Annotated in this window: 21 protein-coding genes, 1 pseudogene and 1 riboswitch; of the genes and pseudogenes, 7 read left to right on the top strand and 15 right to left on the bottom strand. The window is 32.9% G+C overall.

Annotated elements, in window-relative coordinates:
- Positions 1-279: 279 nt before the first annotated feature.
- Complete coding sequence (locus NHG49_RS05600) at positions 280-1,710, bottom strand: IS4 family transposase (RefSeq protein ID WP_000072035.1); 1,431 nt, start codon at positions 1,708-1,710, stop codon at positions 280-282.
- A gap of 128 nt (positions 1,711-1,838) precedes the next feature.
- Positions 1,839-3,011, bottom strand: a complete 1,173-nt coding sequence (locus NHG49_RS05595; RefSeq protein WP_000384374.1) for an MDR family MFS transporter — start codon at positions 3,009-3,011, stop codon at positions 1,839-1,841.
- Between the two features lie 84 nt (positions 3,012-3,095).
- Here NHG49_RS05595 and NHG49_RS05590 point away from each other — a divergent pair, with 84 nt between their 5' ends.
- The gene (locus tag NHG49_RS05590; protein WP_000440177.1) at positions 3,096-3,908 is read left to right on the top strand and encodes a MerR family transcriptional regulator; all 813 of its coding nucleotides are present in this window, start codon (positions 3,096-3,098) and stop codon (positions 3,906-3,908) included.
- Positions 3,909-4,347: 439 nt separating this feature from the next.
- On the opposite strand, the gene NHG49_RS05585 is transcribed toward NHG49_RS05590, so the two are convergent.
- Positions 4,348-5,784 (bottom strand): IS4 family transposase, encoded by a 1,437-nt coding sequence (locus NHG49_RS05585; RefSeq protein WP_154131705.1) that lies wholly within the window; start codon positions 5,782-5,784, stop codon positions 4,348-4,350.
- A 161-nt stretch (positions 5,785-5,945) separates the two neighbouring features.
- Complete coding sequence (locus NHG49_RS05580) at positions 5,946-6,647, bottom strand: CPBP family intramembrane glutamic endopeptidase (protein ID WP_047956565.1); 702 nt, start codon at positions 6,645-6,647, stop codon at positions 5,946-5,948.
- Between the two features lie 531 nt (positions 6,648-7,178).
- On the opposite strand from NHG49_RS05580, the gene NHG49_RS05575 reads away from it, so the two are divergent.
- The gene (locus tag NHG49_RS05575) at positions 7,179-7,454 is read left to right on the top strand and encodes a hypothetical protein (protein WP_064476888.1); all 276 of its coding nucleotides are present in this window, start codon (positions 7,179-7,181) and stop codon (positions 7,452-7,454) included.
- Positions 7,455-7,782: 328 nt separating this feature from the next.
- Here the strand turns inward: NHG49_RS05575 and NHG49_RS05570 are convergent, their stop codons facing one another.
- The 6 genes and pseudogenes from NHG49_RS05570 to NHG49_RS05545 form a co-directional block, all read right to left on the bottom strand.
- Positions 7,783-8,016 carry a hypothetical protein gene (locus tag NHG49_RS05570; protein WP_000340042.1) on the bottom strand — a complete coding sequence of 78 codons (234 nt, stop codon included), beginning with the start codon at positions 8,014-8,016 and terminating at the stop codon, positions 7,783-7,785.
- Between the two features lie 265 nt (positions 8,017-8,281).
- On the bottom strand, positions 8,282-8,428 hold the full coding sequence (locus tag NHG49_RS05565) for a BC1881 family protein (RefSeq protein WP_000738547.1): 147 nt from the start codon (positions 8,426-8,428) through the stop codon (positions 8,282-8,284).
- A gap of 552 nt (positions 8,429-8,980) precedes the next feature.
- A complete protein-coding gene (locus NHG49_RS05560; protein ID WP_000486311.1) occupies positions 8,981-9,442 on the bottom strand; it encodes a CarD family transcriptional regulator in 462 nt (153 codons plus the stop codon).
- A 374-nt stretch (positions 9,443-9,816) separates the two neighbouring features.
- Positions 9,817-10,290, bottom strand: coding sequence for a hypothetical protein (locus NHG49_RS05555; protein ID WP_098103607.1), 474 nt, complete (start codon positions 10,288-10,290; stop codon positions 9,817-9,819).
- Positions 10,277-10,642, bottom strand: coding sequence for a hypothetical protein (locus tag NHG49_RS05550; protein ID WP_098103606.1), 366 nt, complete (start codon positions 10,640-10,642; stop codon positions 10,277-10,279). Before NHG49_RS05550 ends, NHG49_RS05555 begins: the two co-directional genes overlap by 14 nt.
- Before the next feature lie 408 nt (positions 10,643-11,050).
- Positions 11,051-11,437 (bottom strand): annotated as a pseudogene (locus NHG49_RS05545) (transposase); the annotation flags it as partial.
- Positions 11,438-11,671: 234 nt separating this feature from the next.
- On the opposite strand from NHG49_RS05545, the gene NHG49_RS05540 reads away from it, so the two are divergent.
- The 4 genes from NHG49_RS05540 (at position 11,672) to NHG49_RS05525 (ending at position 14,805) form a co-directional block, all read left to right on the top strand.
- On the top strand, positions 11,672-12,190 hold the full coding sequence (locus NHG49_RS05540; protein ID WP_064476891.1) for a hypothetical protein: 519 nt from the start codon (positions 11,672-11,674) through the stop codon (positions 12,188-12,190).
- 233 nt (positions 12,191-12,423) lie between these two features.
- Positions 12,424-13,581, top strand: coding sequence for a sensor histidine kinase (locus tag NHG49_RS05535; protein WP_064476892.1), 1,158 nt, complete (start codon positions 12,424-12,426; stop codon positions 13,579-13,581).
- Entirely contained in the window at positions 13,578-14,246 is a 669-nt protein-coding gene (locus tag NHG49_RS05530) for a response regulator (RefSeq protein WP_064476893.1), read from the top strand. The genes NHG49_RS05535 and NHG49_RS05530 overlap by 4 nt, the downstream gene beginning before the upstream one ends.
- A gap of 100 nt (positions 14,247-14,346) precedes the next feature.
- On the top strand, positions 14,347-14,805 hold the full coding sequence (locus NHG49_RS05525; protein ID WP_258125600.1) for a CcdC protein domain-containing protein: 459 nt from the start codon (positions 14,347-14,349) through the stop codon (positions 14,803-14,805).
- 252 nt (positions 14,806-15,057) lie between these two features.
- On the opposite strand, the gene NHG49_RS05520 is transcribed toward NHG49_RS05525, so the two are convergent.
- Both NHG49_RS05520 and NHG49_RS05515 read right to left on the bottom strand, forming a co-directional pair.
- Positions 15,058-20,952, bottom strand: coding sequence for a SpaA isopeptide-forming pilin-related protein (locus NHG49_RS05520; RefSeq protein WP_258125599.1), 5,895 nt, complete (start codon positions 20,950-20,952; stop codon positions 15,058-15,060).
- 59 nt (positions 20,953-21,011) lie between these two features.
- A riboswitch (cyclic di-GMP riboswitch) is annotated at positions 21,012-21,104 on the bottom strand.
- Between the two features lie 171 nt (positions 21,105-21,275).
- Positions 21,276-21,812, bottom strand: coding sequence for a TetR/AcrR family transcriptional regulator (locus NHG49_RS05515; protein ID WP_000028006.1), 537 nt, complete (start codon positions 21,810-21,812; stop codon positions 21,276-21,278).
- Positions 21,813-22,144: 332 nt separating this feature from the next.
- Here NHG49_RS05515 and NHG49_RS05510 point away from each other — a divergent pair, with 332 nt between their 5' ends.
- Positions 22,145-22,528 carry a hypothetical protein gene (locus NHG49_RS05510; RefSeq protein ID WP_098102747.1) on the top strand — a complete coding sequence of 128 codons (384 nt, stop codon included), beginning with the start codon at positions 22,145-22,147 and terminating at the stop codon, positions 22,526-22,528.
- Positions 22,529-22,593: 65 nt separating this feature from the next.
- Here the strand turns inward: NHG49_RS05510 and NHG49_RS05505 are convergent, their stop codons facing one another.
- From NHG49_RS05505 to NHG49_RS05495, 3 genes are all read right to left on the bottom strand, one after another.
- Positions 22,594-22,857: a CPCC family cysteine-rich protein gene (locus tag NHG49_RS05505; protein WP_098102748.1), complete on the bottom strand. Its 264-nt coding sequence runs from the start codon at positions 22,855-22,857 to the stop codon at positions 22,594-22,596.
- Complete coding sequence (locus NHG49_RS05500) at positions 22,854-23,297, bottom strand: hypothetical protein (protein ID WP_098102749.1); 444 nt, start codon at positions 23,295-23,297, stop codon at positions 22,854-22,856. The genes NHG49_RS05505 and NHG49_RS05500 overlap by 4 nt, the downstream gene beginning before the upstream one ends.
- A 182-nt stretch (positions 23,298-23,479) precedes the next feature.
- Entirely contained in the window at positions 23,480-24,133 is a 654-nt protein-coding gene (locus NHG49_RS05495; RefSeq protein ID WP_098102750.1) for a DUF975 family protein, read from the bottom strand.
- Between the last annotated feature and the right edge of the window lie 101 nt (positions 24,134-24,234).

Here is a 24,234-nt window from a genome sequence, read left to right as displayed (position 1 = left end):
TTTTCACCCAAACATTACGAAGACCTTTAACCTTTTACTTTCACATTAAATATATATAGCTAACTTTTTTGATATAACCGCATTAAGAAAATAGGACGAACTTTGTCTTCCTTTTTGTTTTTATTTGTATCGAGTTCTTTTGGTGCTACCCCATCGCTATCAAGCTAAGCTTATGCAAAGTCAATTTTAGGCGAGATTGTTTCTTTTTCTAAAGGGCAAGTGTAGGTGATTGAAAGATTTGCATACGAAATAAACCCTAACGGGTTTCACTTTTTTGAATTAAGCGGCTTGATTATCAGACATGGTACAATTGTAAACGACACCTAATATATCAAAGACCGTTTTTTTCTCATATCGATGAGATTTCCGCCCGTTTTGCTGTAGGAGATTGAACAGGCGGAGTAACACCTTTGATAGCTCTTGGGTGTTTTTTTGTATAGTTTGGAATAGAAGAAGAAAATAGTCTTTAATCATATATATGGCTTTATACTCACTAAGCTCTCGTTTTTTCTTCATGAGGAGCAATTGGCGCATTTGAAACATGATAGAAGAACAGAGTAGAATGGCAATCAATTGGCCATATAAATGGCACTCCAATCGTTCTGATTTTATCTTTTTACAATGATGGATTTGAAAGAATGACTTCCACGTTTTAAATAAAATTTCGATTTGCCAACGCAAAGAATACCAGTCATGTACCTGTCCCATCGGGACAATATCTGTAGAAGTGTTTGTCATATATACATTGATACCACTGAGTCGTTTACTACGAGGAGAATACTTCATTCCTTTCTTTTTTTCTCTTACAGCTTGATCTTGTAATCGTTTTTGTTGCTGTTGTTTTGTTAATCGATGGACAATTACACGAGCTGACACTTTATCAATCATTCCTACATAAGCATTAGCTATTTCCCATGTTTGTCCTGGCTGAAGGGAGTTCATTACCGTCTCCATATCTAACTGTATATACTCTGTACCTTTCTTAATTCTTCCATCTTGAAAATAATCAGGGTTAGGATTTTTTTGATAAATACGTGTATTCGACTTGATACGAGAAATATAGTAGGCCTCTTGATCTTGTATATATTGAAGGTCTTTTAAATGAAAATAACCTAAATCTCGGATACATAAATCATTCGCTGCCACAGTTGGGGCACACAGAGAGCCGTAAGTGCGATCATGTTGTTTACCTGGACCTGTATGAATATGTAGGAACTGTCCGCTTAACAAATCATACTCAAGCTGAATTTTTATCCCAGCTGTATGGCTGCATCCTCCTGCACCTGGATAAACCGATGAAAATACATCCGGGAGTTGAAATGCAGTTGAATCTAAGATACGAATACGCTTGAAAATAGAAGTATATGGAGAAGAAATTAGCTTAGCTGAAGATAACTTTTGGTTTAGAAGTTTGGCTAAAACTTGTTGTAGAAACTGGACGGCTGCGGCGTTAAATCTTTGATTTAGTCCTTCAGGACTGATGAGTACTTCTGTTGATACTTCTAAACAACTACATAACTGGGTTAAGGAAGTTTTTGCTACACTTTGGCTTAGCCATACGCATAAAGCTACTAACTCTTGTGCTTGATACTTACTTGTTCGCTGTACAAATCCAACATCTCTAGCTAGATTCTGTAAGGTATTTGGGGATAAAAGACTCTTTATCTCCTGTGCAAATAATTGTAAGTCGTCAGATACAGAATTAGACATACAAAAAACGCCATCCTTTCCTATAATTCTACAGTAAGAATAACGTCTTTTTTGCTTAATGAATAGTGTGAAACCTTAGCTTTATGGTAATGTGACCGTACCTCATGTAGTCACAGTTTTTATTTGTATTAAGACATTCGAAATGATTTGCCACGTAAAGCTGCTATGTAGCAAATAATAACTACTAAGCATAGGCTAACCATCACCAAATACAATTGTGGTGCAAAATGGATAATCAACCAGCCACCAAGCACTGGGCCTAAGAAGCCACCTAAGTTTTGAAATTGCATAAAACCAAGATATGTTGCTTTTTGATGCGCGGGTGCAATCATTTCGACTATAGCACTCGTCATTGGGAAAACAAAAATTTCACCAAGTGAGAACACAACCATACCGACAATAAAAAGTGTCCAATTATCAGCGAAGTGGAAGATTAACATACCAAGTGCTAATAGTCCGCCCCCGAAAATAAGACTTGTTTTGATTGCTACTTTTTCGCTTAAAATGCCGAGTGGCAATTGAAGAATTACGATTGTTGCAGCATTAATCACAATTAGAACTGAATATAATGCTACTCCGTCTGCCATAGTTAAATTAAGCAATTGTGGCATTGTTGCCTCTGTTTGCATATATACGAAATTGCAAATAACACTCGCAATAATGAGCAACATAAGTGTGCTATCTTGTAAAAGAACACGCATCAAGTCGCCAATATCTTGCGTAACATTGACCGTATTCTGCTCCTCTATACGTCGTAAAGTGATGACTAAGAAAATCGCATACAATAAGTACATCGTTGCAGTAATAAGGAATGGAAAACTTATTGATGATGCTTTTGAAATGACAATACCGAGCAAAAGGCCGATCACAGCTGATAAATTGATGGCAGTATATCGAATTGAAAATAGGCGACGACGCCTATCTTCGTCAGTATAGTCAATCATCAAAGCTTGTGAAGCTGGTTCAAAAAATGCACGACAGATACCGTTGAGAGCATTGCATAGAACGAATATCCAAACAGAGTTTGCGAATGCAAAGCCATAAAAGACTATACTCCAACAGAACATCGATATGATGATAATTTTTTTTCGGCCAAACCGGTCAGTAAAGAAACCACCGAAGAAGCCACCAAATGTCGCAGTCAATTGTGAAATACCGACTGCTAAACCAATCATAATTGGTGAGGCATGTAAATCATTTTGTAAATAAAGTGCTAAAAATGGTATCGTCATAAAGCTAGCTGTGCGGGCGAAGGTCGTACCACCGAGCAGCTGCCAGACGAGGGGGTGAAAATAATCCATAATAAAAACCTCCTGTATTAACATGCGTTTGCTTATGCTAGTATGAAGTGTGGAGTTAGTCTATAGTCAAGAGGAGTTTTTAACTTGGAGAGAAAAAACCTTAAAACCTTAAGTACAGGAGAATTTGCTAGTTATTTTGGGGTGAAAAAAGACACCTTGTTTTATTATGATAGAATCAATCTTTTTAAACCTGCCGGTAAACTTCCCAATGGTTATCGATATTATACCTACGATCAAATTAATACATTCTCAACACTCCAATCTCTTCGGAAAGTGGGAGTTTCGATTGAGGAACTAAAAGAATATCTTAATTCTCCCAACACTTACAAACTTGTTGAAATGGCAAAACAGCAGACAGTTCTGGTGGAAGAAGAAATTGAGAAATTAATTCAAATTCGTCGTTTCTTTAAGGGTATTATTTCAATGGAAGAAGAAAGAAAAAACGTTGAAGTTGGGAAGGTTTATATCCAAAAGACACAGAAAAAATCTATTTTCTTAAGCGATGTAAATTCGAAAAATAGCATGACCGATTTCGATTGGGTAAAACATTTTAGCAAGCAAATAGGCTTGTTTGTTCCTGCTCCTATTGGATCTGTGATAACAAGAGAGAGCCTGATTCAAGAAAGATATGAGGAGGTAGATCACTTATTTTGTTATAGTGATTTAGAAACAGGTCAATCAAAACCAGGAGGAATTTATGTCATATATTATCACCAAGGATCTTATAAAGATATTGAATCCGCATACCACAATATCACGGAATTTATCAAATCAGAGGGCTATGTTATTGAAGGAAATGCCTATGAAGATTACTTCTACAATCCATTAAGAACTAATAATAAGGAGGAATATCTTACTAAAATTAGTATACAGGTAACAAAGTGTTTAAAGAGTTAAAGCTATAATGTTATCTTTGTTTAGTAAAAATTAAAAATAGGAAAAACAATTGCAGCGAGTACTTTTAAAAAAAGTGATAAAAAGAGAATCGAACTTTATGTTTAGTAGGGCATACCCCATCATCAAGTTGAAATTTTAAAATACCCCCAAAACGAGAAAATTGTACGTTTTAATCTGGAGACGTCAATTTTCTCATTTTCGGGTATTTGCTTTTCTTAGCTTGATGGTGATGTGGTGCTACCCCTTATTGAAGAATTAGATTTTACACATCTGATATAGTACGTGAAATTATATAATAGGGGGCACTATACATACCCATCAACTTAAGAACGGAAACAAGATAAACTTTCGTTCAAATAAACTACAACACTCTTGAAACACTTTTTATTCTTAAAAATGAGCATGCCAAATAAACCTAGGTAGGTATCATTTTTAAAGATTATGCAGCTTTCTTTTGTTTTCTAAGTCCACTATACTCATAGACAACACCCATAATATCAAAGACTGTTTTCTTCTCATATCGATGAGATTTCCGCCCATTTTTCTGTAGTAGGTGGAATAGACGGATTAGAATCTTTGTTATTTCTTGGGTGTCTTTCTGTATAGCATGATACAAAAGATATAGATAATCTTGGACCATTCCTATCGCTTTATATTCGCTTAATTCTCTTTTCTTCTTTTGCAAAAGAAGTTGGCGCATTTTAAACATAGTAGAGGAGCAAAGGAAAATAGCGATTAGCTTTCCATATAATTGGCACTCTAATCGTTCCTGTTTTACATTACGATAATGGTCTATTTTGAAGAGTGATTTCCACGTTTTAAAGACAATCTCTATTTGCCAACGCAAAGTATATAACTCATGTACCTGTTCCATCGGAACCCATTCCCAAGGTGTATTCGTCACGTACACGTTTAATCCCGCTACCATTTTACTTTTCTCCGAGTACGATCTATTTTGGGATTTTTCTTTTTCCGAAATTTTCGCTCGTCGTTTTTGAAGTTGTTTTTCTGTTAATCGATTAAAAATAACACGTGCGAACAGTTGTTGTTTATCACCAATATAAGCATTTTTTAATTCCAATGTTTCTCCAGGTTGTAGTTGGTTTAAAATTTGTTTCACATCGATTTGTATGTATTCCGATTGTTTCTTCATTGCACCATTTTTAAAGTATTCTGGGTCTGGATTTTTCACATATACATTTGTATTTAATTTCAAACGAGAAATATAGTATGTACCGCGTTGATCCATTTGATCTAAGTCTTCCAATGAAAAATAACCCAAATCACGAATACATAAATCTCCTGGTTGTAAGGTATCTAAGCACTCCGTACCAAATGTTTTGTCATTATTTTTTCCTGGTCCAACTTGAAAGTTAAGAAATTCCCCACTGTGTAGATCATATTCTAATTGGATTTTGATTCCAGCTTTTTGAGCACATCCTCCAGAGCCTGGATATACATTCTCTAAAGCATTTGGCACTTGAAATACGGTGGCATCTAGGATACGAATTCGTTGGAAATAAGAGAAGAAATGGTTAGAAATTTGCGTTTGTTCACATACTTTTTGTTGTAACAGTAAAGAAAAAATATGTTGTAAAAACAAAACTGCTTTTGTATTTAAGCGTTTATTTAAGCCCTCAGGGCTGAGTAGAGTGCCTGTCGCTGCATGAAGCCTACTACATAATCGAACTAAGGGAGCACTTGCCACCCGTTGACTCACCCAAATACAAATAGTAGCTAAGTCTGAGCCAGAAAACTTGCGTTTTCGTTTTACAAACCCAAGTTCTTTTGCTAGTTCTTCTAAAAATACAGGTGTAACATATCGCTGTAATTCTTCCGCAAATGGTTGTAGTTCATCTTGAATCGAGAGATTCATAAGAAAACGTCATCCTTTCTAATCTAGCTTGTTTAGAAAGAATAACGTTTTTTAGTACTTAAGAGTATTAAAATCTCTTAAGTTTATGGGCATGTATGGTGACCCCTAATGCATAAAGAAAAGACACCCAAAGGTGCCTTTCTTCAATTCCTTCATTACGATTATATAAATGTATATAAGTTGTAAGTTATATGTCCAATTATTCCTGGGATTATAGAGTTAGTTCTTTTATAAAGTAACCCATCAATTATCCCTGATAAGGTTGCAAAAATAATGAATACAAAGTCATAGTCATGGGCTAAACCAAATAATAAACTGGATATAATTAACCCAGTAAAAAAAGAATACCTGATTTCTAAAAATCTAAGAATAATCCCACGATAAAAGATTTCTTCAAAAACAGGTCCCAATAATACAATTGATAATATAGCAATCATGTATATTGTGAAAGATTGTTCGGGTAATGTTTCTATCCCTAAATTTGTTGCTTGTATATTTGCAGAATCATTTGAGATGAGATTGGTTGCATTAGCCAATAGAATGGTACTTATATTTGCGATCAAAATATATAAATATGTCTTACCTTGATTTAGGGATTTAATGTTAAGTGTAGATAATATTAGATTATAAAAAGGGTTATATTTAAAAATAAAGTAAAGGGTAACTAAAAGTATAGCGAAATCTAATGAAAAATTTTCCAATATCTCCAAACTAGAATTATTGAATGATTGTTTAATTGCATGTGATGAGAATACTATTTTTAATGAAATTCCCAAAATCATTGGTGCAAAAAAAGATATTAATAGTGATCCTAAAATAAATTGCTTCCATGAAATTAGACTTTGATTATGTAAATTAGTCATAGATGTTAAGTCCTTTATATTTTATTGTAGAGTTTTGAGAAATTTGATGAATAATAAAAAAACTATGTTATGAATGTTCATTTTGAATTTTTAGTTATAGTTTAATTATAACTTAAGGTTTGTAAAAATAATAAATTTTAATATTATCTTATATTAAAATTTTCTTCCAGGTGCACCATGTTTATTCCGCATTTTCCTGACGGTACCCCATCGCTATCAAGCTAAGGTTTTGAAGTACCCCCAAAATGAAAATTTTCTTGCTCTGCAGTTAGTTATTTGGAAAAGTCATCTCTTTTTGGTTTTGGGGGTGTTTATTTTTCTTAAGTTGATGGGCATGGGGGCACTATACCTAAAAAAGAAAATTGTATGTTTAGACATAAAATTGACACCTTTTGATTTGTTCCCTGTAAGTTAAGGAATTAGTTTGTATATTTGAGGAGATGTACGAGACAGGTGTGAATTTAAGGGAATCCAATATTTTCTATTCAAATATGATAGAATAGAAGTATATCCAAAACGGAGGAACAACAAATGAACTCAAACACAAAACAGTTTATTTATGATATCCAGCAAAGAAAAAACAATTATATGGAAAATGTATTAAAGGCAATACAACACCCTAAAAAAGAGCATTCTGAACAGGTCATTCAAAATATAGTAGACAAGATGGATATGATGATCAGTTTAGTTATTACTTACATCGCTATTGAATCAGAATCTATAAAAGAATTAAAAGAACTTCAGGAAGAACTTATTCATGCCCAAGCATATATTCAAAAACGGAAATTTGAAGAAACACAGAGATAAAACACTGTGTTTTTATTTGGTCGTCTATGACGCCAATCTGTTATAAATCAAATTAAGGGATTGGGTACACTTACCATATTTTGTTCACTAAAGTCATTTCCCTCCAAATAACTCATTCTATAAGACTTCTTTCTCTTACTATATGATATAAATCTATAAATATGCTAGAAGGATAATTCATTATATGAACGAAAATAACATTTTAATAAGTTACGTTTTCTATTCCTAAATTATTTATATACGATTCTTTTTTTACTAGTTAATAGGTAATGATATAGGGATACTTTGCATGTACATCTAGGTTGTTCCTTTCAGGCTATGTATCATTTTAAATACGCCCTTTATTAGAATAGTGCTCATACTTTTTTTGAGATTCTTTCGTAATACGTGCGTTAAGTAAAATTGCTAACAACAAAAACACTCCATATGTTCCCCCTGTCGCTCCTATGATAACCACACTACTACAAACAAGTACAATTAGTAGTAGTAACGAAACTAAATAAATATGTTCATAGTTCTTTGACATCTTCTTGTATTTTATGCGTTCTTTCCTTGCATCCATCTAAATTCCTCCTTTACATTATCCATTTCACTATCAAATAAATCTCGCCCTTAAAAGGGAAAGAATATATCTTTTTAAATAATCAGCTTATTTTTTTATCAACTAATTTATATAACGTAAAAAGAAATCCTACCAATATTAAGCTTTCCACCATGATAATCCCGACCCTCTCCTTCCGTTTTAACTCCAACACATCAGATAAAAGTAGCAAACAAAAAGGATCCTCCCTTCTTTTAAAGGTTGATCCTTTTCTTCATGCATTCAACTATTCTTGATTAATTAGAATAACAGCTGGTCCATCTACACGAATGCCACCAACTTCGATTTTTTCATAAGGCTCAACTGTAATAGAAATGATCCCTTCCCGCTTCTTTAATTCATTACTTAATTCTTTTGTTAACATTTTTTTCATGTGTGTACTCCTTTTTACTGCTTAATTTATTATTGTTATGTAAATGAAGTTAAAAATGGTTTCCTGGTCTGGAAACCATTTTTTTGTAGTTGACCATATGGTGTTACCAGTTCGTTTATCAATTTTACGTAAAGAAGAGATAAACAATTACCTATTCACTGTCTCAGTAGATATAAGGAATTCTTAAAGAGATAGCGGTGAGATCGATTGTTTTTTCTTCTAGAAATAATGACCTAGATAATATATTACCTAAAACAATGAAAGCCCTACCTCTCTTTCATCCTTACGGATCCTTGTCCGTGCCAGTGTGAATCAGGATTGCAAAAATCAAGTGACTATTTAATCGAGTTATTTGATGAAACTTCGAATGTTCGTAAAAGAAATTTAAAAATAAAAATGGATTAGATTGAAGTAATAACAAAAGAGGTTCCTACTCTAAAAGTGAGTTGAAGAAGTTGAATGTCTTTGAAATGATTTACTTTTAATAATCATCATATTCCCGAAAAATTCAGGATATTTTCGGGGGATGTAATACATTATCTATAATGAATCCTAACAGAAACTTTTTATTTGATTTTCAGTGATCCCTTTAATTAATCCTAGTTCACTAATCAAAAATTCATGTGCGTTATCCAACATTGTTTTTTCGCTTGTATTAAGTGCCTTTTCTTTCTTCATACGCATTAAATCACGTACAACTTCAGCACCTTCTTGTATTTCACCCGTTTTTATTTTGTCCGTGTTCACTTTATACCTTTGTTTCCACGTTAATAATCTATCTGATTCTCCATGCTGAAAAATGTGTATAATGTGTTTTAATGCAAGTATATCAGTAACCGGGCGTATACTCGAACTTAATATTTTCCCCATAGGAATCATGACTTTCATATTACTGATTGACATTTTTATAACATAATACTGTTGTTTTTTTCCTGAGAATTCTTTTTCTTCTATGGCTTCAATTATACCTGCTCCGTGCATTGGATAAACAATGTTATCGCCAATTTGAAACATATAATCCACCTCCATATATGGTAACCTTCTTAACTTTAACATATATGTGTTTTTTTATCAAATATTTAATAATATCATAAAGATATTTTTGTAGTCAACTACTTTTTAAAAAAATTAAATTAAGTAAAAAAGACCTCCAAAAATGATAGGGAGTGTGTCAGATTCCCCATAAAGGGAAGAGGAATTTCCCCGCTTATATTCTGAAATCTCTACATTTTATGTAGGGATTTTTCCATAAAGAAAAGACACCCTAAGGTGCCTTCCTCCGACTTGAACCACTTTAATTTTAATAATATGTATTGGACTCCCATCCAATTATTATTTTACCATGTTAAGTAATGTTGTGCATTGAGAAATACGGTACATTTCTTTATCTAAACGTAAAAAGCCCTAGAGGGGACTAGGACTTTTTGACAGAATGAAAATGATTCAAAAAAGGACTTATATAACGTAACATACGAATGTTTCATAAATGTATCGTAAAAGTGAACAAAATCTATATTGTACATACTGTCATAGTTCCAAAAATAAGAGGGATGATTCTTTATATAATCTTTCCATTCATTACTATATGTACCTTGTTTTTTTAAATCTCCTTCTTCACCGAATGCTGCTGCAACTTCTTCGTAAGACATACCGCGACGTAAATTATTGAAAGTATCCATCATACGCCGCTGTCTAGCTTCTTCTTTTCGATTTTGTTCTTCTATCTTTTCTAACCTACTCTCTTCGGCAGCTAGCTGTTTGGCTTGTTCTTTTTCCATTTCTATAAGTTCTTTTTCGTAATCTGCATGAATTTGCGCACGTTCTTTTTCGTATTTGTAATCCGAATACTTATTCCATCCCATAACTCCAAAAGCAATTAAAATTAAACCACCTATTATAAAAATAGGCTTCCTCTTCTTTTTTACGATTCTCTTCTAATTTTTTCAGCTCATCAGCTTTTTGTTGTTCTTCTTTTTGTTTAGAAGCACCTTCTTTAGGTGTATCTTCTTTTTTCACCTCAGTGTTAGCGATTTTAGCTTCATTTTTATTGATTTCTTCTTTCGGAGACAGTGCGTAAAAAATCATCATTAACACAAAGCATGCTAATCCGGAAATGAAATACCTCTTTTTACTTTGGTTTTTCTTAGAAGCTTTAGTCATTAATATAAAAGAAACGACTGTAGCTATAAAGAATAATGACATTAATATTTGCATGTAATTACTTCTTTCGGTTGTTAAAATGTAAGATTTCTTATCTCATGGTAGCAAACAAGTTATTTGTATATTGTCATATTTTGTCGAATGAAAATTAGAAGGATGCCTTTTTCTCTGATTAAAAGTTCAACTAGGATTTACAAATATTGAATAATGTTTTGTATCAAATCTATAGGAATATATGTTTTTACTGTGGATGGGAGCGTGTATCAAAAGGTGTACCTTTTGGGATTGTTGTTGAAGAGTATCCAATGTCATTATAAAAAGTGTATATTGGGGTAGCACCACATGCCCATCAAGCTAAGGATATCAAGAGGGTATATGTGAGTGTATTTTTTTGAAATTTCTACGGCTACACTAAAAATATGCATAACAAATAAACCTACCAAAAGGGTGTTTTGAAAAATATTATGCAACTTTGAAACTCTTTAACAACGTACACTCATACATAACGCCTAGGATATCAAAGACTGTTTTCTTTTCGTAACGGTGAGATTTCCGTCCGTTTTTCTCTAAAAGATTGAACAGACGTAGGAAAATCTTTGATAATTCTTGGTAAAACAATAGATAATAATTCTTTATCATATAAATGGATTTGTATTCACTTAACTCTTTCTTTTTCTTATTCAAGAGTAACTGACGCATTTTAAACATGGTAGATGTACAGAGTAAAATGCTAATAAGTTGCCCATATAAATGGCATTCTAAGCGTTCTTTCTTAATTTCTTTACACTTGTGAATTTGAAAGAAAGATTTCCATGTTTTGAACAAAATTTCAATTTGCCAGCGTAAAGTTTCGCTAGAAATATAGTCTAGGATAAACAGTGTTTTTTCAATGCGTCCCATATATCCAGTTATATATATTCAAGTGGCTTTTTTCACAAAAGAATCATAAAAAACTCTATCTATAGATAGAGGGTATTCAAAAAAATCATCTTTCAGATAGATGTTCTAAAATATTAGGGATGTTACAATCCTCCAGTAAGTAAGCAAATAAACAATAAATTTATACTTTATGGGGGGTTTAATTTGAATACTCAAGCTTGGATAATGATTGGTGCATTTTTAACAATTGTATTATTAACACAAATCGGAAGGAAAGTATTTACAACCACAAAGGCTGTATTGCCATTTATTCTTTGTGGTATAAGTGTTTATTTATTCGTCGAGGAAATACCTACCTCAGGTTCAAATATGACCGCACTCATAATCATGACAATGGTCGGCATGATCATGGGAGGGCTAATGCTTTTTACAGTGAAAGTAGAATATGGTTCTGACAATAAAGCGTACGTAACTGCTGGTATTCCTTATTTATGTTTATGGATTATTGGACTTGGATGGCGTGTCGTATTAGCTTATGTAGCGACAGACTGGTATCCACAACAATTTGTAGATTTCATGGTATCGAATCATTTGGATTTTAATGTTATAGCCCCTGCTTTCGTATTTTTTACAATTGCGATGGTAGTTATTCGTACTATTGGAATTGTGATTAGGATACAAAGATATAGAAAAAATCTAAAACAAATTAAAGAAATAGGTTAAGAAAAACAACTTCTTTTGCATAATGAAGTAGGTAAAACAAACACACTATACTAACTACTTCATTATTCTTTTAATTTCAGATTTTAGATGATATGCATTAAAGGAATTTAACTCATCTATGAACTATTATAATTGGGAGTTGTAAATTTCCAGCCTTTAAATTAAGAAATTGATATTCATCTATAGCCAAAAAATATAGAAACTAAACAGTAAGGTTGGGAGGGAATAAGTACATGGAAAAAGTATTTTTAAAAATTATTGATAGTCATGCAGGAAATGCGATAGGAATCATCTTATTATGCGTATTTTTTTATCAAGGTTTCGCACCTCATGGTACCTTTGCAATATGGGTTTGTAGCGTTTTTGTAACAATTTATCTATGGATGTTGTATTCACCAAAATCTTGGTGGAATGCAAGGAAGTACGCTTTATTTACGAGTATATTAATAAGCATATCATGTGTATTATATTTTTCTCATCCAAATTTTCCGAATTATGCGTTATGGCCACTCATAGTTTTTCTTGCCGCTGCAGAACCAAAGTGGACACGAGTAACGACAATTTTAGTTGCTATAACAGGGATAGTTATTATTCTATTTATACATGCGAATACGTTTCCTTATCAAGAAACATTAATTATTATCGGCCTCTATGTCTCGATCCGAAGTACATCCAAGCTAAGAGACGCATATCAAAAAAATCAAAAACAACTAAAAGAATTAGACGAAGCACATGCTGAACTACAAGAAACAACGGTATTTTCTATGCGATATGCAGCTTTTACGGAAAGAACAAAATTAGCAAGAGAGATTCATGATGGACTTGGACATCAAATGACCTCACTTATTATTCAATTACAGGCTCTTAAGATTATGTTAAGGAAAGATCCTGTTGCTGCCCAAGTTCATGTTGAAGAACTTTTAAAGGTGGCACGAAAAGGAATGGAAGAAATCCGAGTTGCTGTTAGAGAATGGACAAGTGATGAAAAAGATCTCGGGCTTACTTCATTAAAAGGATTGATTTCACAGGTTCAAGCGAATTCTTTATTACAAATTGAGTTCATTCAAGCTGGAAATATAACAGAGTGGACGATGGAGGAAAGTACAATTCTGTATCGCATTCTACAAGAGTCTTTAACTAATGTCTTACGACATTCTAATGCAGATTCTGTTATTGTAAACGTAACAGAAATAGACGGAGTAGTAAAACTCACAATTGATGATAATGGTATATATACAGGGGATAAGCCATTAGAATATGGCTTTGGACTCAATGGTATGATAAAACGCTGTAAATCAGTTGGAGGTAATTGTTCCTTTTTTCTAAATGAACCAAAAGGACTTCGAGTTGAAGCCACTATTCCAATTCAGAAAAATGGAGGAGAAATATGACAGAAAAGATTCGTATTGTGCTAGCTGATGATGAACCATTTGTTCGAAAAGGCCTATGCTATATTATTGAAATGCAAGATGATATGGAGATAGTTGGGGAATGTAAAGATGGGAAGGAAGCAATTAAAGTTGCCTTAGAAACTGCACCAGATATGGTAATTATGGACATTCAAATGCCTGATTTATCAGGTATTATGGCTACCCAAAACATTATGAGTATATTACCAAATACAAAAGTTGTTCTATTGACGACTTTTGATGTACAACAGTATGTCTTAGACGGTATTCGAGCTGGTGCAGTGGGTTATATATTAAAAGATACTGAAACGGAGGAAATGTTAGATAGTATTCGATCTATGAATAAAGGGGCAATGATTTATAATAGCACGACAGCAAATCAAGCTTTTACACAATTTATAAAACACGATAATAATGATTATAATTTAGTTAGCGAAGAACTTGAACATACGGAAACTCTAACTAAGCGGGAGATTGATGTTTTACAATTATTAGCTTATGGAAAACAAAACCATGAAATAGCTAAAATCCTTTATGTTTCCGAAGGGACAGTCAAAACTCATATCCACAATATTCTTCAAAAACTAGATGTAACAGATCGTACACAAGCAGCTGTAATGGCAATTCGAAAAAAAATTGTAAAGTGATATCTGCTGTATGTAGTAAAAAGAATAAAATTTTAAATTAACATAGTGTTTTTCTAATTGAAATTAAACAGATCATAATAAAAAAGAAAGAGAGTATAGCATGGATAATACAACTGGTCTTATTATTTTAATTCTTATAATTCTCCTTCAACTAAAAGAAAGGGAATTGAAATTTCAACGAATGTGGATTGCTCCTGTATTAATCGCATACTATACATTTACTCATGTATTTAATGATCTCACATTAATCGAAACTGGTTTATTTGTAGTATTACTTGCTCTTGGAGGAATTGTAGGAGCTGTGCGTGGTTCTACAACTATAATACGAATCGATAAAAGTAATGGGAAGGTTTATGCTAAAAGTTCTTATATCGCCTTAGGTATATGGGTTGTTGTATTTATTTTACGTTTTATCGTAACGTATATTTTTAAAGGTTCAAGTCAGTATGCGCTAGGCTTAGTAACGAATGGTATTTTTTTCCTTATTGCGGCGAGTGCGTGTATAAAAAGAGTGATTCTATACTTAAAAGCAAAAAGTTTGATGCATTCAAAACATTAAGTATTGCTAAGGGTAATTTTTGTAGTGTAGCAAATTTCATTGTTTTTCTAACACCAACACATTGCTATCAAGCTAAGAAAAGCAAATACCCCAGAGCGAAAATTTTGTGCATTTTGCTCGTACTTATTGTTTTGGGGTAATTCGTACTTTTAGCTTGATGGGCATGTGCTGCTACCCCTTTTGCTAAATGTTTTTTTATGCCAAATAAAAAAGGTATCCTCCAATACTTTGAGGATACCTTTTTCATTTTTATTATCTCTGCTGTTTTCTACCTAATACGAGCAATCCAAAACTCATCATAATAAGAAGTGCTCCCATATATGGTTCCACAGGCATTTTCTGTCCTGTCTTCGGTAATTCTTTTTCAGGCTTCTCTGGATCTGTTGTTTCTGGTTTTTCTGGATCCGTTGTTACAGGTTTCTCTGGATCCGTCGTTTCTGGTTTCTCTGGATCCGTTGTTTCTGGTTTTTCTGGATCCGTTGTTTCTGGTTTTTCTGGATCCGTCGTTTCTGGTTTCTCTGGGCCTGGTGGTGCTAAAGAAGTCAATTTGTTTAATACTTCTAATTGAACTGGACTTATCATTCCTTTTGTAATTTCAAATGGAATTGGATTAGTTAATTTTTCATAACCCTTTGGTGCTTCTACTTCTACAAGTGTGTAGTGACCTACAGATAAGTCTGAGATTTTCGCTTTTCCTTCTTTATCTGTTTTTACTTTCGTTACTACTTTTCCTTTTTCGTCATGAACTTCAAACACTGCCCCTGATAATACATTCTTACTTTCAGCAGCCATTTTTGTAATTTCTACTGAACCTTTATCTAACTGTTCATTCTCTACTTTTAGTAATAAAACTTCTGTCATACCTTTTTTAATCTCAAATGATACTGGTTCGCTTAGCTTTTTGTAACCTGGTAAGCTTTCCGTCTCTACTAATTTGTAACTTCCTACAGATAGATCTGAAATTTTCGCTTTTCCTTCTTTATCTGTTTTTACTTTCGTTACTACTTTGCCTTGCTCATCTTGTACTTCGAAGACTACGCCTGCTAATGCTTTTTGACTATCTTTATCTACTTTTGTAATTTCTACTGAGCCTTTGTCTAACTGTTCATTCTCTACTTTCAATGATAAGACTTTTGTCATACCTTTTTTAATTTCGAATGATACTGGCTCTGTTAATTTTTTGTAGCCTGGTAAATTCTCTACTTCTACTAGTTTGTAACTTCCTACAGATAGATCTGAAATGTTTGCTTTTCCTTCTTTATCTGTTGTCACTTTCGTTACTACTTTTCCTTGCTCATCTTGTACTTCGAAGACTACGCCTGCTAATGCTTTTTGACTATCTTTATCTACTTTTGTAATTTCTACTGAGCCTTTGTCTAACTGTTCATTCTCTACTTTCAATGATAAGACTTTTGTCATACCTTTTTTAATTTCGAATGATACTGGCTCTGTTAATTTTTTGTAGCCTGGTAAATTCTCTACTTCTACTAGTTTGTAACTTCCTACAGATAGATCTGAAATGTTTGCTTTTCCTTCTTTATCTGTTGTCACTTTCGTTACTACTTTTCCTTGCTCATCTTGTACTTCGAAGACTACGCCTGCTAATGCTTTTTGACTATCTTTATCTACTTTTGTAATTTCTACTGAGCCTTTGTCTAACTGTTCATTCTCTACTTTCAATGATAAGACTTTTGTCATACCTTTTTTAATTTCGAATGATACTGGCTCTGTTAATTTTTTATAGCCTGGTAAATTCTCTACTTCTACTAGTTTGTAACTTCCTACAGATAGATCTGAAATGTTTGCTTTTCCTTCTTTATCTGTTGTCACTTTCGTTACTACTTTGCCTTGCTCATCTTGCACTTCGAATGTTACGCCTTCTAATAACGCGCCACTTTCTTTGTCTACTTTTATAATTTCTACTGAACCTTTATCTACTAATTCGTTCTCTACTTTTAGTGATAAAATTTCTGTCATACCTTTTTTAATTTCAAACGATACTGGTTTCGCTAGTTTTTTATATCCTGGTAAGCTCTCTACCTCTACTAGCTTATATTTCCCTACTGATAAATCTGAAACGTTTGCTTTTCCTTCTTTATCTGTTGTCACTTTCGTTACTACTTTGCCTTGCTCATCTTGCACTTCGAATGTTACGCCCGCTAATACTGCGCCACTTTCTTTATCCACTTTTGTAATCTCTACTGTTCCTTTATCTAACAGTTCGTTCTCTACTTTTAGTGATAAAACTTTCGTCATACCTTTTTTGATTTCAAACGATACTGGTTCTGTTAATTGTTTGTAACCTGGTAAGCTTTCTTTCTCTACTAATTTGTATTTTCCTACAGATAAATCTGCAATTGTTGCTTTTCCTTCTTTATCTGTTGTTACTGTCGTTACTACTTTTCCTTGCTCATCTTGTACTTCGAAGACTACGCCTGCTAATGCTTTTTGACTGTCTTTATCTACTTTTGTAATTTCTACGTTACCCTTGTCTAACATTTCATTTTCTACTGTTAAAGCAAGAGATTTTGTCATACCTTTTTCAATTTGGAAAGCAATCGGATCTACTAATTGCTTATATCCTTTTGGTGCTTTCACTTCTACTAGCTTATATGTTCCAACTGATAAATTAGTGACTTGTGCTTGTCCTTTTTTATCTGTCGTTATTTTAGCGACTACTTGTCCTGCTTCATCTTGAATATCAAATACTGCATCAGCTAAAGCATCTTTATTTTCTTTGTCTACTTTTGTAATTTCTACATTTCCTGTATCTACTAATTCATTTTCGACTGTTAGCTTTAATGCTGTTACTCTGCCCTTTTCAATTTCGAATGAAATTGGCTTTTCAAGTGGTTTGTATCCTACTGGTGTTCCTACTTCCACCAACTCATACTTTCCAATAGATAAATCTGAAACGTTTGCTTTTCCTTCTTTATCTGTTGTTACTTTTCTTACTACTTTTCCTTTTGAATCACGTACTTCAAATACAACATCTTTTAATGGTGCTTTACTATCTTTATCTATTTTTATTATCTCTACATTTCCAGTATCCATCATTTCATTTTCTACTTTTAATGATAGTATCTTGGTCATGCCCTTTGTAATTTCAAATGATACTGGTTTTTCTAGCTTTTTATAACCTGGTAAACTTTCTATCTCTACTAATTCATACTTGCCTACAGGTAAATCTGCAACATTTGCTTTTCCTTCTTTATCTGTCGTTACTTTTTTAACTTCGTTACCTTTTTCATCTTGGACAACGAACGTTACTCCCGCTAGCAGTGCTTTATTATCTTTGTCTATCTTTGTTATCTCTACATTCCCCGTATCTACCATTTCATTTTCTATTTTTAATGATAAGATCTCGGTCATGCCTTTTGTAATTTCAAACAATACTGGCTCTATTAATTTCTTATATCCTGGTAAGCTTTCTTTTTCTACTAATTTGTACTTTCCTACTGATAAATCTGAAATTGTTGCTTTTCCATCTTTATCTGTTGTTACTTCTTTTACTACTTTATCTTTTTCATCTTGTACTTCGAAGACTACACCTTTTAATACTTTCTGGCTGTCTTTATCTACTTTTGTAATTTCTATTGAACCTTTATCTAACTGTTCATTCTCTACTTTCAATGATAGGACTTTCGTCATACCTTTTGTAATTTCAAATGATACCGGTTCTTTTAGTTTCTTATAACCTGGTAAGCTTTTCGTCTCTACTAATTTGTACTTTCCTACTGAAAGATCTGAAACGTTCACTTTTCCTTCTTTATCTGTTGTTACTTCTTTTACTACTTTATCTTTTTCATCTCGTACTTCGAAAACTACGCCTTTTAATGCTTTCTGGCTGTCTTTATCTATTTTTGTAATTTCTACTGAACCTTTATCTAACTGTTCATTCTCTACTTTCAATGATAGGACTTTCGTCATACCTTTTGTAATTTCAAACGATACTGGCTCTGTTAGTTTCTTGTAACCTGGTAAGCTTTTCGTCTCTACTAATTTGTACTTTCCTACTGAAAGATCTGAAACGTTTGCCATTCCTTCTTTATCCGTCGTTACTTTTTTTACTACTTCACCTTTCTCATCTTGAACTTCAAATTCGACACCCGCTAATACTGAACCGTTTTCTTTGTCCACCTTTGTAATTTCTACATTACCTTTGTCTGTCATTGCATTTTTTACTGTTATTGGGAATATGCCGTCCCCTGTTACATTTACTTCGAACTCTGTTTCTTTTAATTGGTATCCTTCAGGCGCTTTCGTTTCTTTTAAAATATATTTCCCTGGCGCTAACGGTTTAGAGATTGCCTTACCATCTTTATCTGTAACAATATGCTCAACTACTACACTGTCTTTTACTATATCAAACTCTGCATTTGCTAATGGTTTTTCACCATTTTCCGAATCAATTTTCTTTAATTCGATTTGACCCTTTTGCAAAGTATTTTTGACTTCAATGGCTTTTGTTTCACCAGCTTGAAGCGTAACCTCTACTGGAATTGTTAATTTTTGATATCCTTCTGGTGCTACTGTTTCATAAATTTTATACGTCCCAGGAGCTAAAGTTTGAGGTATTGAAAAGCCGTTTTCGTCCGTTATCAGTTTTGCAACAACTTCATTTGCACTATTTCGAACTTCAAATTCAGCACCTTTCAACCCTTTGTTCGGATTCTCAGCATCTATTTTATGAATCGATACTGTACCTTCTTTTGGAGCTTCAGGCGGCGTAACAATTACTTCTTTCGATGTTAATGTTTTATCATCAAAATGTAATTCCGCTTTATTAGGAATCTTCTTATCTACGTAAGAAGATAAATCTGCATTAGCTTTAATTTTCGCCTTAATGCTGAGGTTAATTACCTGGTTTTCATATGACTTATAGTCAAAATTCTCACCAAACGTAAATGTTACTTCACTTCTTTGTTTATCTATATTTAACGTTCCTTTAGAAGTAATATCTTGACCATTTTGATCATATACTTTTGCCTCTAATACTTCTAAAACATCTTCTAAATCATCACTAATTACCATTGACGTATAATTAGGTGAATTTTTCGGTATATGTGTACCAACTTGGTATTGAATAGCTTGATCCATTTGTGTTAACTGCTGATTCTCTACAAGCTTACCATTCTCATCTACTATATTTTTTTCAATGCTAGGTGGATTATCGTCACCTGAACCGGTTCCTCCCCCACCACTTACGAATACTTCTCCCACTTTTTCTTCAGTTACAATATTTTTACCTTCTAATTTCACTGTATTTTTATGAGGCTTTGCAGCAGGATTAGTAATCTTTGTTTTATATCTTAAAATATAACCTTTTGAGCTGTCTGGAAATTCAATTGTAAATCCAGTTTTCATCGCATTAATTTTAATTTTAGATAAATCTGCTGGCTTAACATTTGTTGGTGCATAGCCATCTTCAAATACAGCCTCTTCTAATACTAAACTATTTGTAATTAATTCATGCCCAGGTCCTAATGTGTCTGTTAATTTAAGATCTTGCATTTCTGTTCCAGTTGCATTTACATATACCGTCCAGTCTGCAATTGAAGGGTCTTCCTGATTATAAGAACCCCATTTCAATAGATTATCTGTATTGGGCTGTGGCTTCGGTCTCTCTGTTGTATTATTTACACTTACTTCTTTATTTACGATTTGACCATCAACGTTAAATTCTAATGGGATTTTTTTAATACCATCATATGCTTCTAGACCAAAATAAAATTCTACGAATAAAGAACCTTTAATGTTATTCTTTCCTTCTACGTAATCACCCATAGTACATGTCAATAGACCCTTTTTCATCTCACATGTACCAACTGTTTTTCCTTCAGCATCTTTTAAAGGAAAACTCATATTCATAAGATCTTTTCTGAATTCTTTTGGCATATCAATTGTGAATTGATCTCCACTTTTTATTTTTTCTTTAGCTGACCACTTCACTTCTACTTTCATACCATCTGAGGCTTGATATGGTTCAGACGTTGTACCATCAGTACGGGAGATATTAATCTCGTCCACTGGATTTTTTATCACAGCGGCTTGAATAACTGGAGCCCACACATTTAGTACTGAAAATAATACTAGAAAAACTAATGAAACCATCGAAATATGCCTTTTAGTACTTTTCATTTGCATAATTCCCTCCTATTTTTTATATTTATATAACAAAAAAAGACCGTCCGGTTGCATCAAAAATGTGCAACCAGACGATCTTAGTAACCAATATGTATTACCGTAGACTCTAAGCTTTGCGGCCTATCCTTTCGAATAGTGTGCTAAAAATATTTTTTATTCTTTTTTTGTTTCATTTTCCTCTTAAACCAAATATTACTATACCGTCTGGACGGTTATAATTCAATACTCTATAAAATTGTTCTATTTTTCTAATAAAAAAAATAATTCACCAGTGCATTAAATAAGCAATGGTGAATTATTTTACATTATATAGTTCGTATATTCTATTTATACGAATTATAAATAAGAGCTTGAATCACTTTTTCTCTTAATTCGGGGCTTAGTCTTCCAACCCCTAAATATTCTGAATACCATAATCCATCTGCCGCTAATCTAATAATTGTGGCACAAACTGAATCTATCTCATCATTTTCTATTTTATTTTGCAGTTGCTGAAATGATTGTTGTAACGGTTCAAGTAATTCAGGTTTTAGCATTAATGCTGCCATCATACTACTACCTAGCTCTTCTACTCTTCTCTCATTACTTAATCTTTCCTCTACAAAAGAGCGTACCCACCTTCCTTTCTTCTCTAAGTCCTCCGCTACTTTATTGTGAATAGCATCTTGATACTCCTCCGTCCCTTTGAGTATCATGCCCTCTATTAAAGCTTCTTTAGTTGAAAAGTGATACAACAATCCACCTTTACTTATCCCCGCCTCTTTTGCTACCGCTTCTAAAGTTAACTTAGCAACCCCTTTACATTGCACAATTTGAGAAGCGGCTGCTAAAATCTTTTGCCTTGTTATACTTATACTCATTCCTTTTTAAAACCCCCATTTCTACTAAATTTATATAAATACGTATCTTATTTTTAATATTGCTGAGTAATAATAAATATTTTCTGTATACAACAAAGGCTTCACTACCTTTGAATTGTTCGTTGCTTCTTCTATTAAAAATTTCCATATCATTCAATATGATAACATCAAACACTCACAATTGACTATACATCTATACATTTATATTCGTTGAAAATATATCCATAAACAAGAAATGCATACAAATTGATTATCCTTATATATTTAATCTATAATTTAAAGAGGTTTATATTTTCATAAAAATAAAGTGAAATTTTATAAGGATGATTCCATTGAAAAAATTTTCTATTAGTTATTTAATATGCTTACTGGTTTTTTCTATCATTGTGAACGTTTTACAGTATACACTAGTTCCAAATTATGCTGACTCCTGGGGACCGATTTGGGTATCTATTATTATGTTTTCAATTCTTGGAAGCATCCCTGTTCTTATCGGTTGTTTATTAGGTGAATTTTGTTATAGAAAAATAAAAAGAAGTCACGAATTAAAGATTGGAATTCCTTTATTTATATTGTTAGGTATTTCCTACAGTCATTTATTCTTTATGTGGTTTAACGACAGAGATTTTCTATCCTTTACTTTAGAAACCTTTCTGAATACTGGCCTTCCTATTACTGTATCATCTTTAATGTTTTATCTTATAAGACGGTGTTAATTCTTTCATCATTGCATAAAAAAATGTTATTACTCCTGATAAATTGAGTAATAACATTTTCCTTACTAAATTTGCTTCCAACTAGCATCCTTCACATCTTCACTAGTCGGCTTTCTAACTGATTTCACAAAGTATTCCTCGCAAGCACCAAATGCAATGAAATTTTTCTGTGCTTGTCTTAACGAAACTATATTCGCCCCGCCTTCAAAATCAGGATCGTTAAACTGAACCTCATTATCTTCCCAATAACATATATTACAAATTTCATATGTACCTGGTGGTTCTTCTTCTATTGTTCTATACCCGCAGCACGGACATGTGTATTTCATTCTGTCACTCCATTATTCATTTCTTTTTTCTCCCATATATTCCGGCCCACAAAGAATGTAATAGCGCAAATCATAGTTATTCCCATGAAAGAAACATTAGAATCTTCATATGTAGTTGGAATCCCAACCGTTACGGAAACAATACTACAAGCTAAAAGTAAATATAGTAATAAAGATATAATATAGCTGAGTTTAAATCGTAAAATGATACCTCTAAACAATAACTCACCAAGTAGACAGCCACCTAAAATAATAGGTACTCCGAAATACAATGTAAGGACTCCCATTTGCGCAGTAGATTGAATTATCTTACCAATTATGTTCGGCGAAACCAGCTCACTATTGTTTCCCATCCTATCATATAAATCAAGTGCTGTTGCTGAAATAAAGAAACTTAATATAGAAAATGAATACGGAATTAAAAACTTGCTCACTCTCATTCACCTCGCTTTTTTGTTTCACATATATTATTCATTATTTTCACATGAAAAAATAGCCCTCTATGCTAAAACATAGAGGGCCGAATTTTTATATAATAACCTATACCTTATCCTGAAGTGCTCCCCATAAACAGAACATCTAAACTATCTGTGCCTTATATTCTTTAGGGGATAGGTGGTTATTAGAAAGTAGTGTCTTCTTTTTTATAATATTCTTTTGAAATCTCTTCATAAAATGCAGCTGATGTCGTGTAGAAATACGGTACTAACCATAAGAAACCGATTCCTACAGTAAGAATACTTAAAATGAACCAACCTAAGAAGCTTAAGCATAGTAAAAAGTAATCCATTTTATGTCCATTCATCATACGACGACTTTCAGTAATCGCTTGATTCGCTGTATATTCTGGATGATCATTCAAAATAAAATATGTCATAGAATAAGAAAATGATTTAATAATACCTGGAATAATAAGAAGTAATGTCCATAGAATCAAGTACACATTCATTAGTAAATATGTTAAAAACGATTTCATAAACTTACTTCCATCGTTAAACCATCTAAATATATGACCGATACGAGCATTAGTCCCACGAATTACATTTAAAACAAAATAAGAAGCACCCACTGTTAACGGACCGATAATAAACATTGCAATAATAGTTACTGTAAGTGACTCATTTGCTTCTTCCCAACCCCAAAACATCGAGAAAATACCTGTGGTTAGCATTTCAACAGCTCCAATAAGGATTCCGACTAATAAGGTTGCCCCTACCGCTAACCCCCATTTTCCTTTTAATGCATCAAGTGCTGCTCTTTTTAACTGACTTATCATATATAGCCTCCTAATATTTTTTCTATATTAGTATACCATTTATATGAAAAATTCCACAGATTTCCCTGAAATAGAAGTATACTACTTTTTCGATATATGTG

Origin of the sequence: Bacillus sp. IBL03825, assembly GCF_024712505.1 — a bacterium.
GTDB lineage: Bacteria > Bacillota > Bacilli > Bacillales > Bacillaceae_G > Bacillus_A > Bacillus_A wiedmannii.
This window is presented reverse-complemented; position numbering and strand designations above follow the sequence as displayed.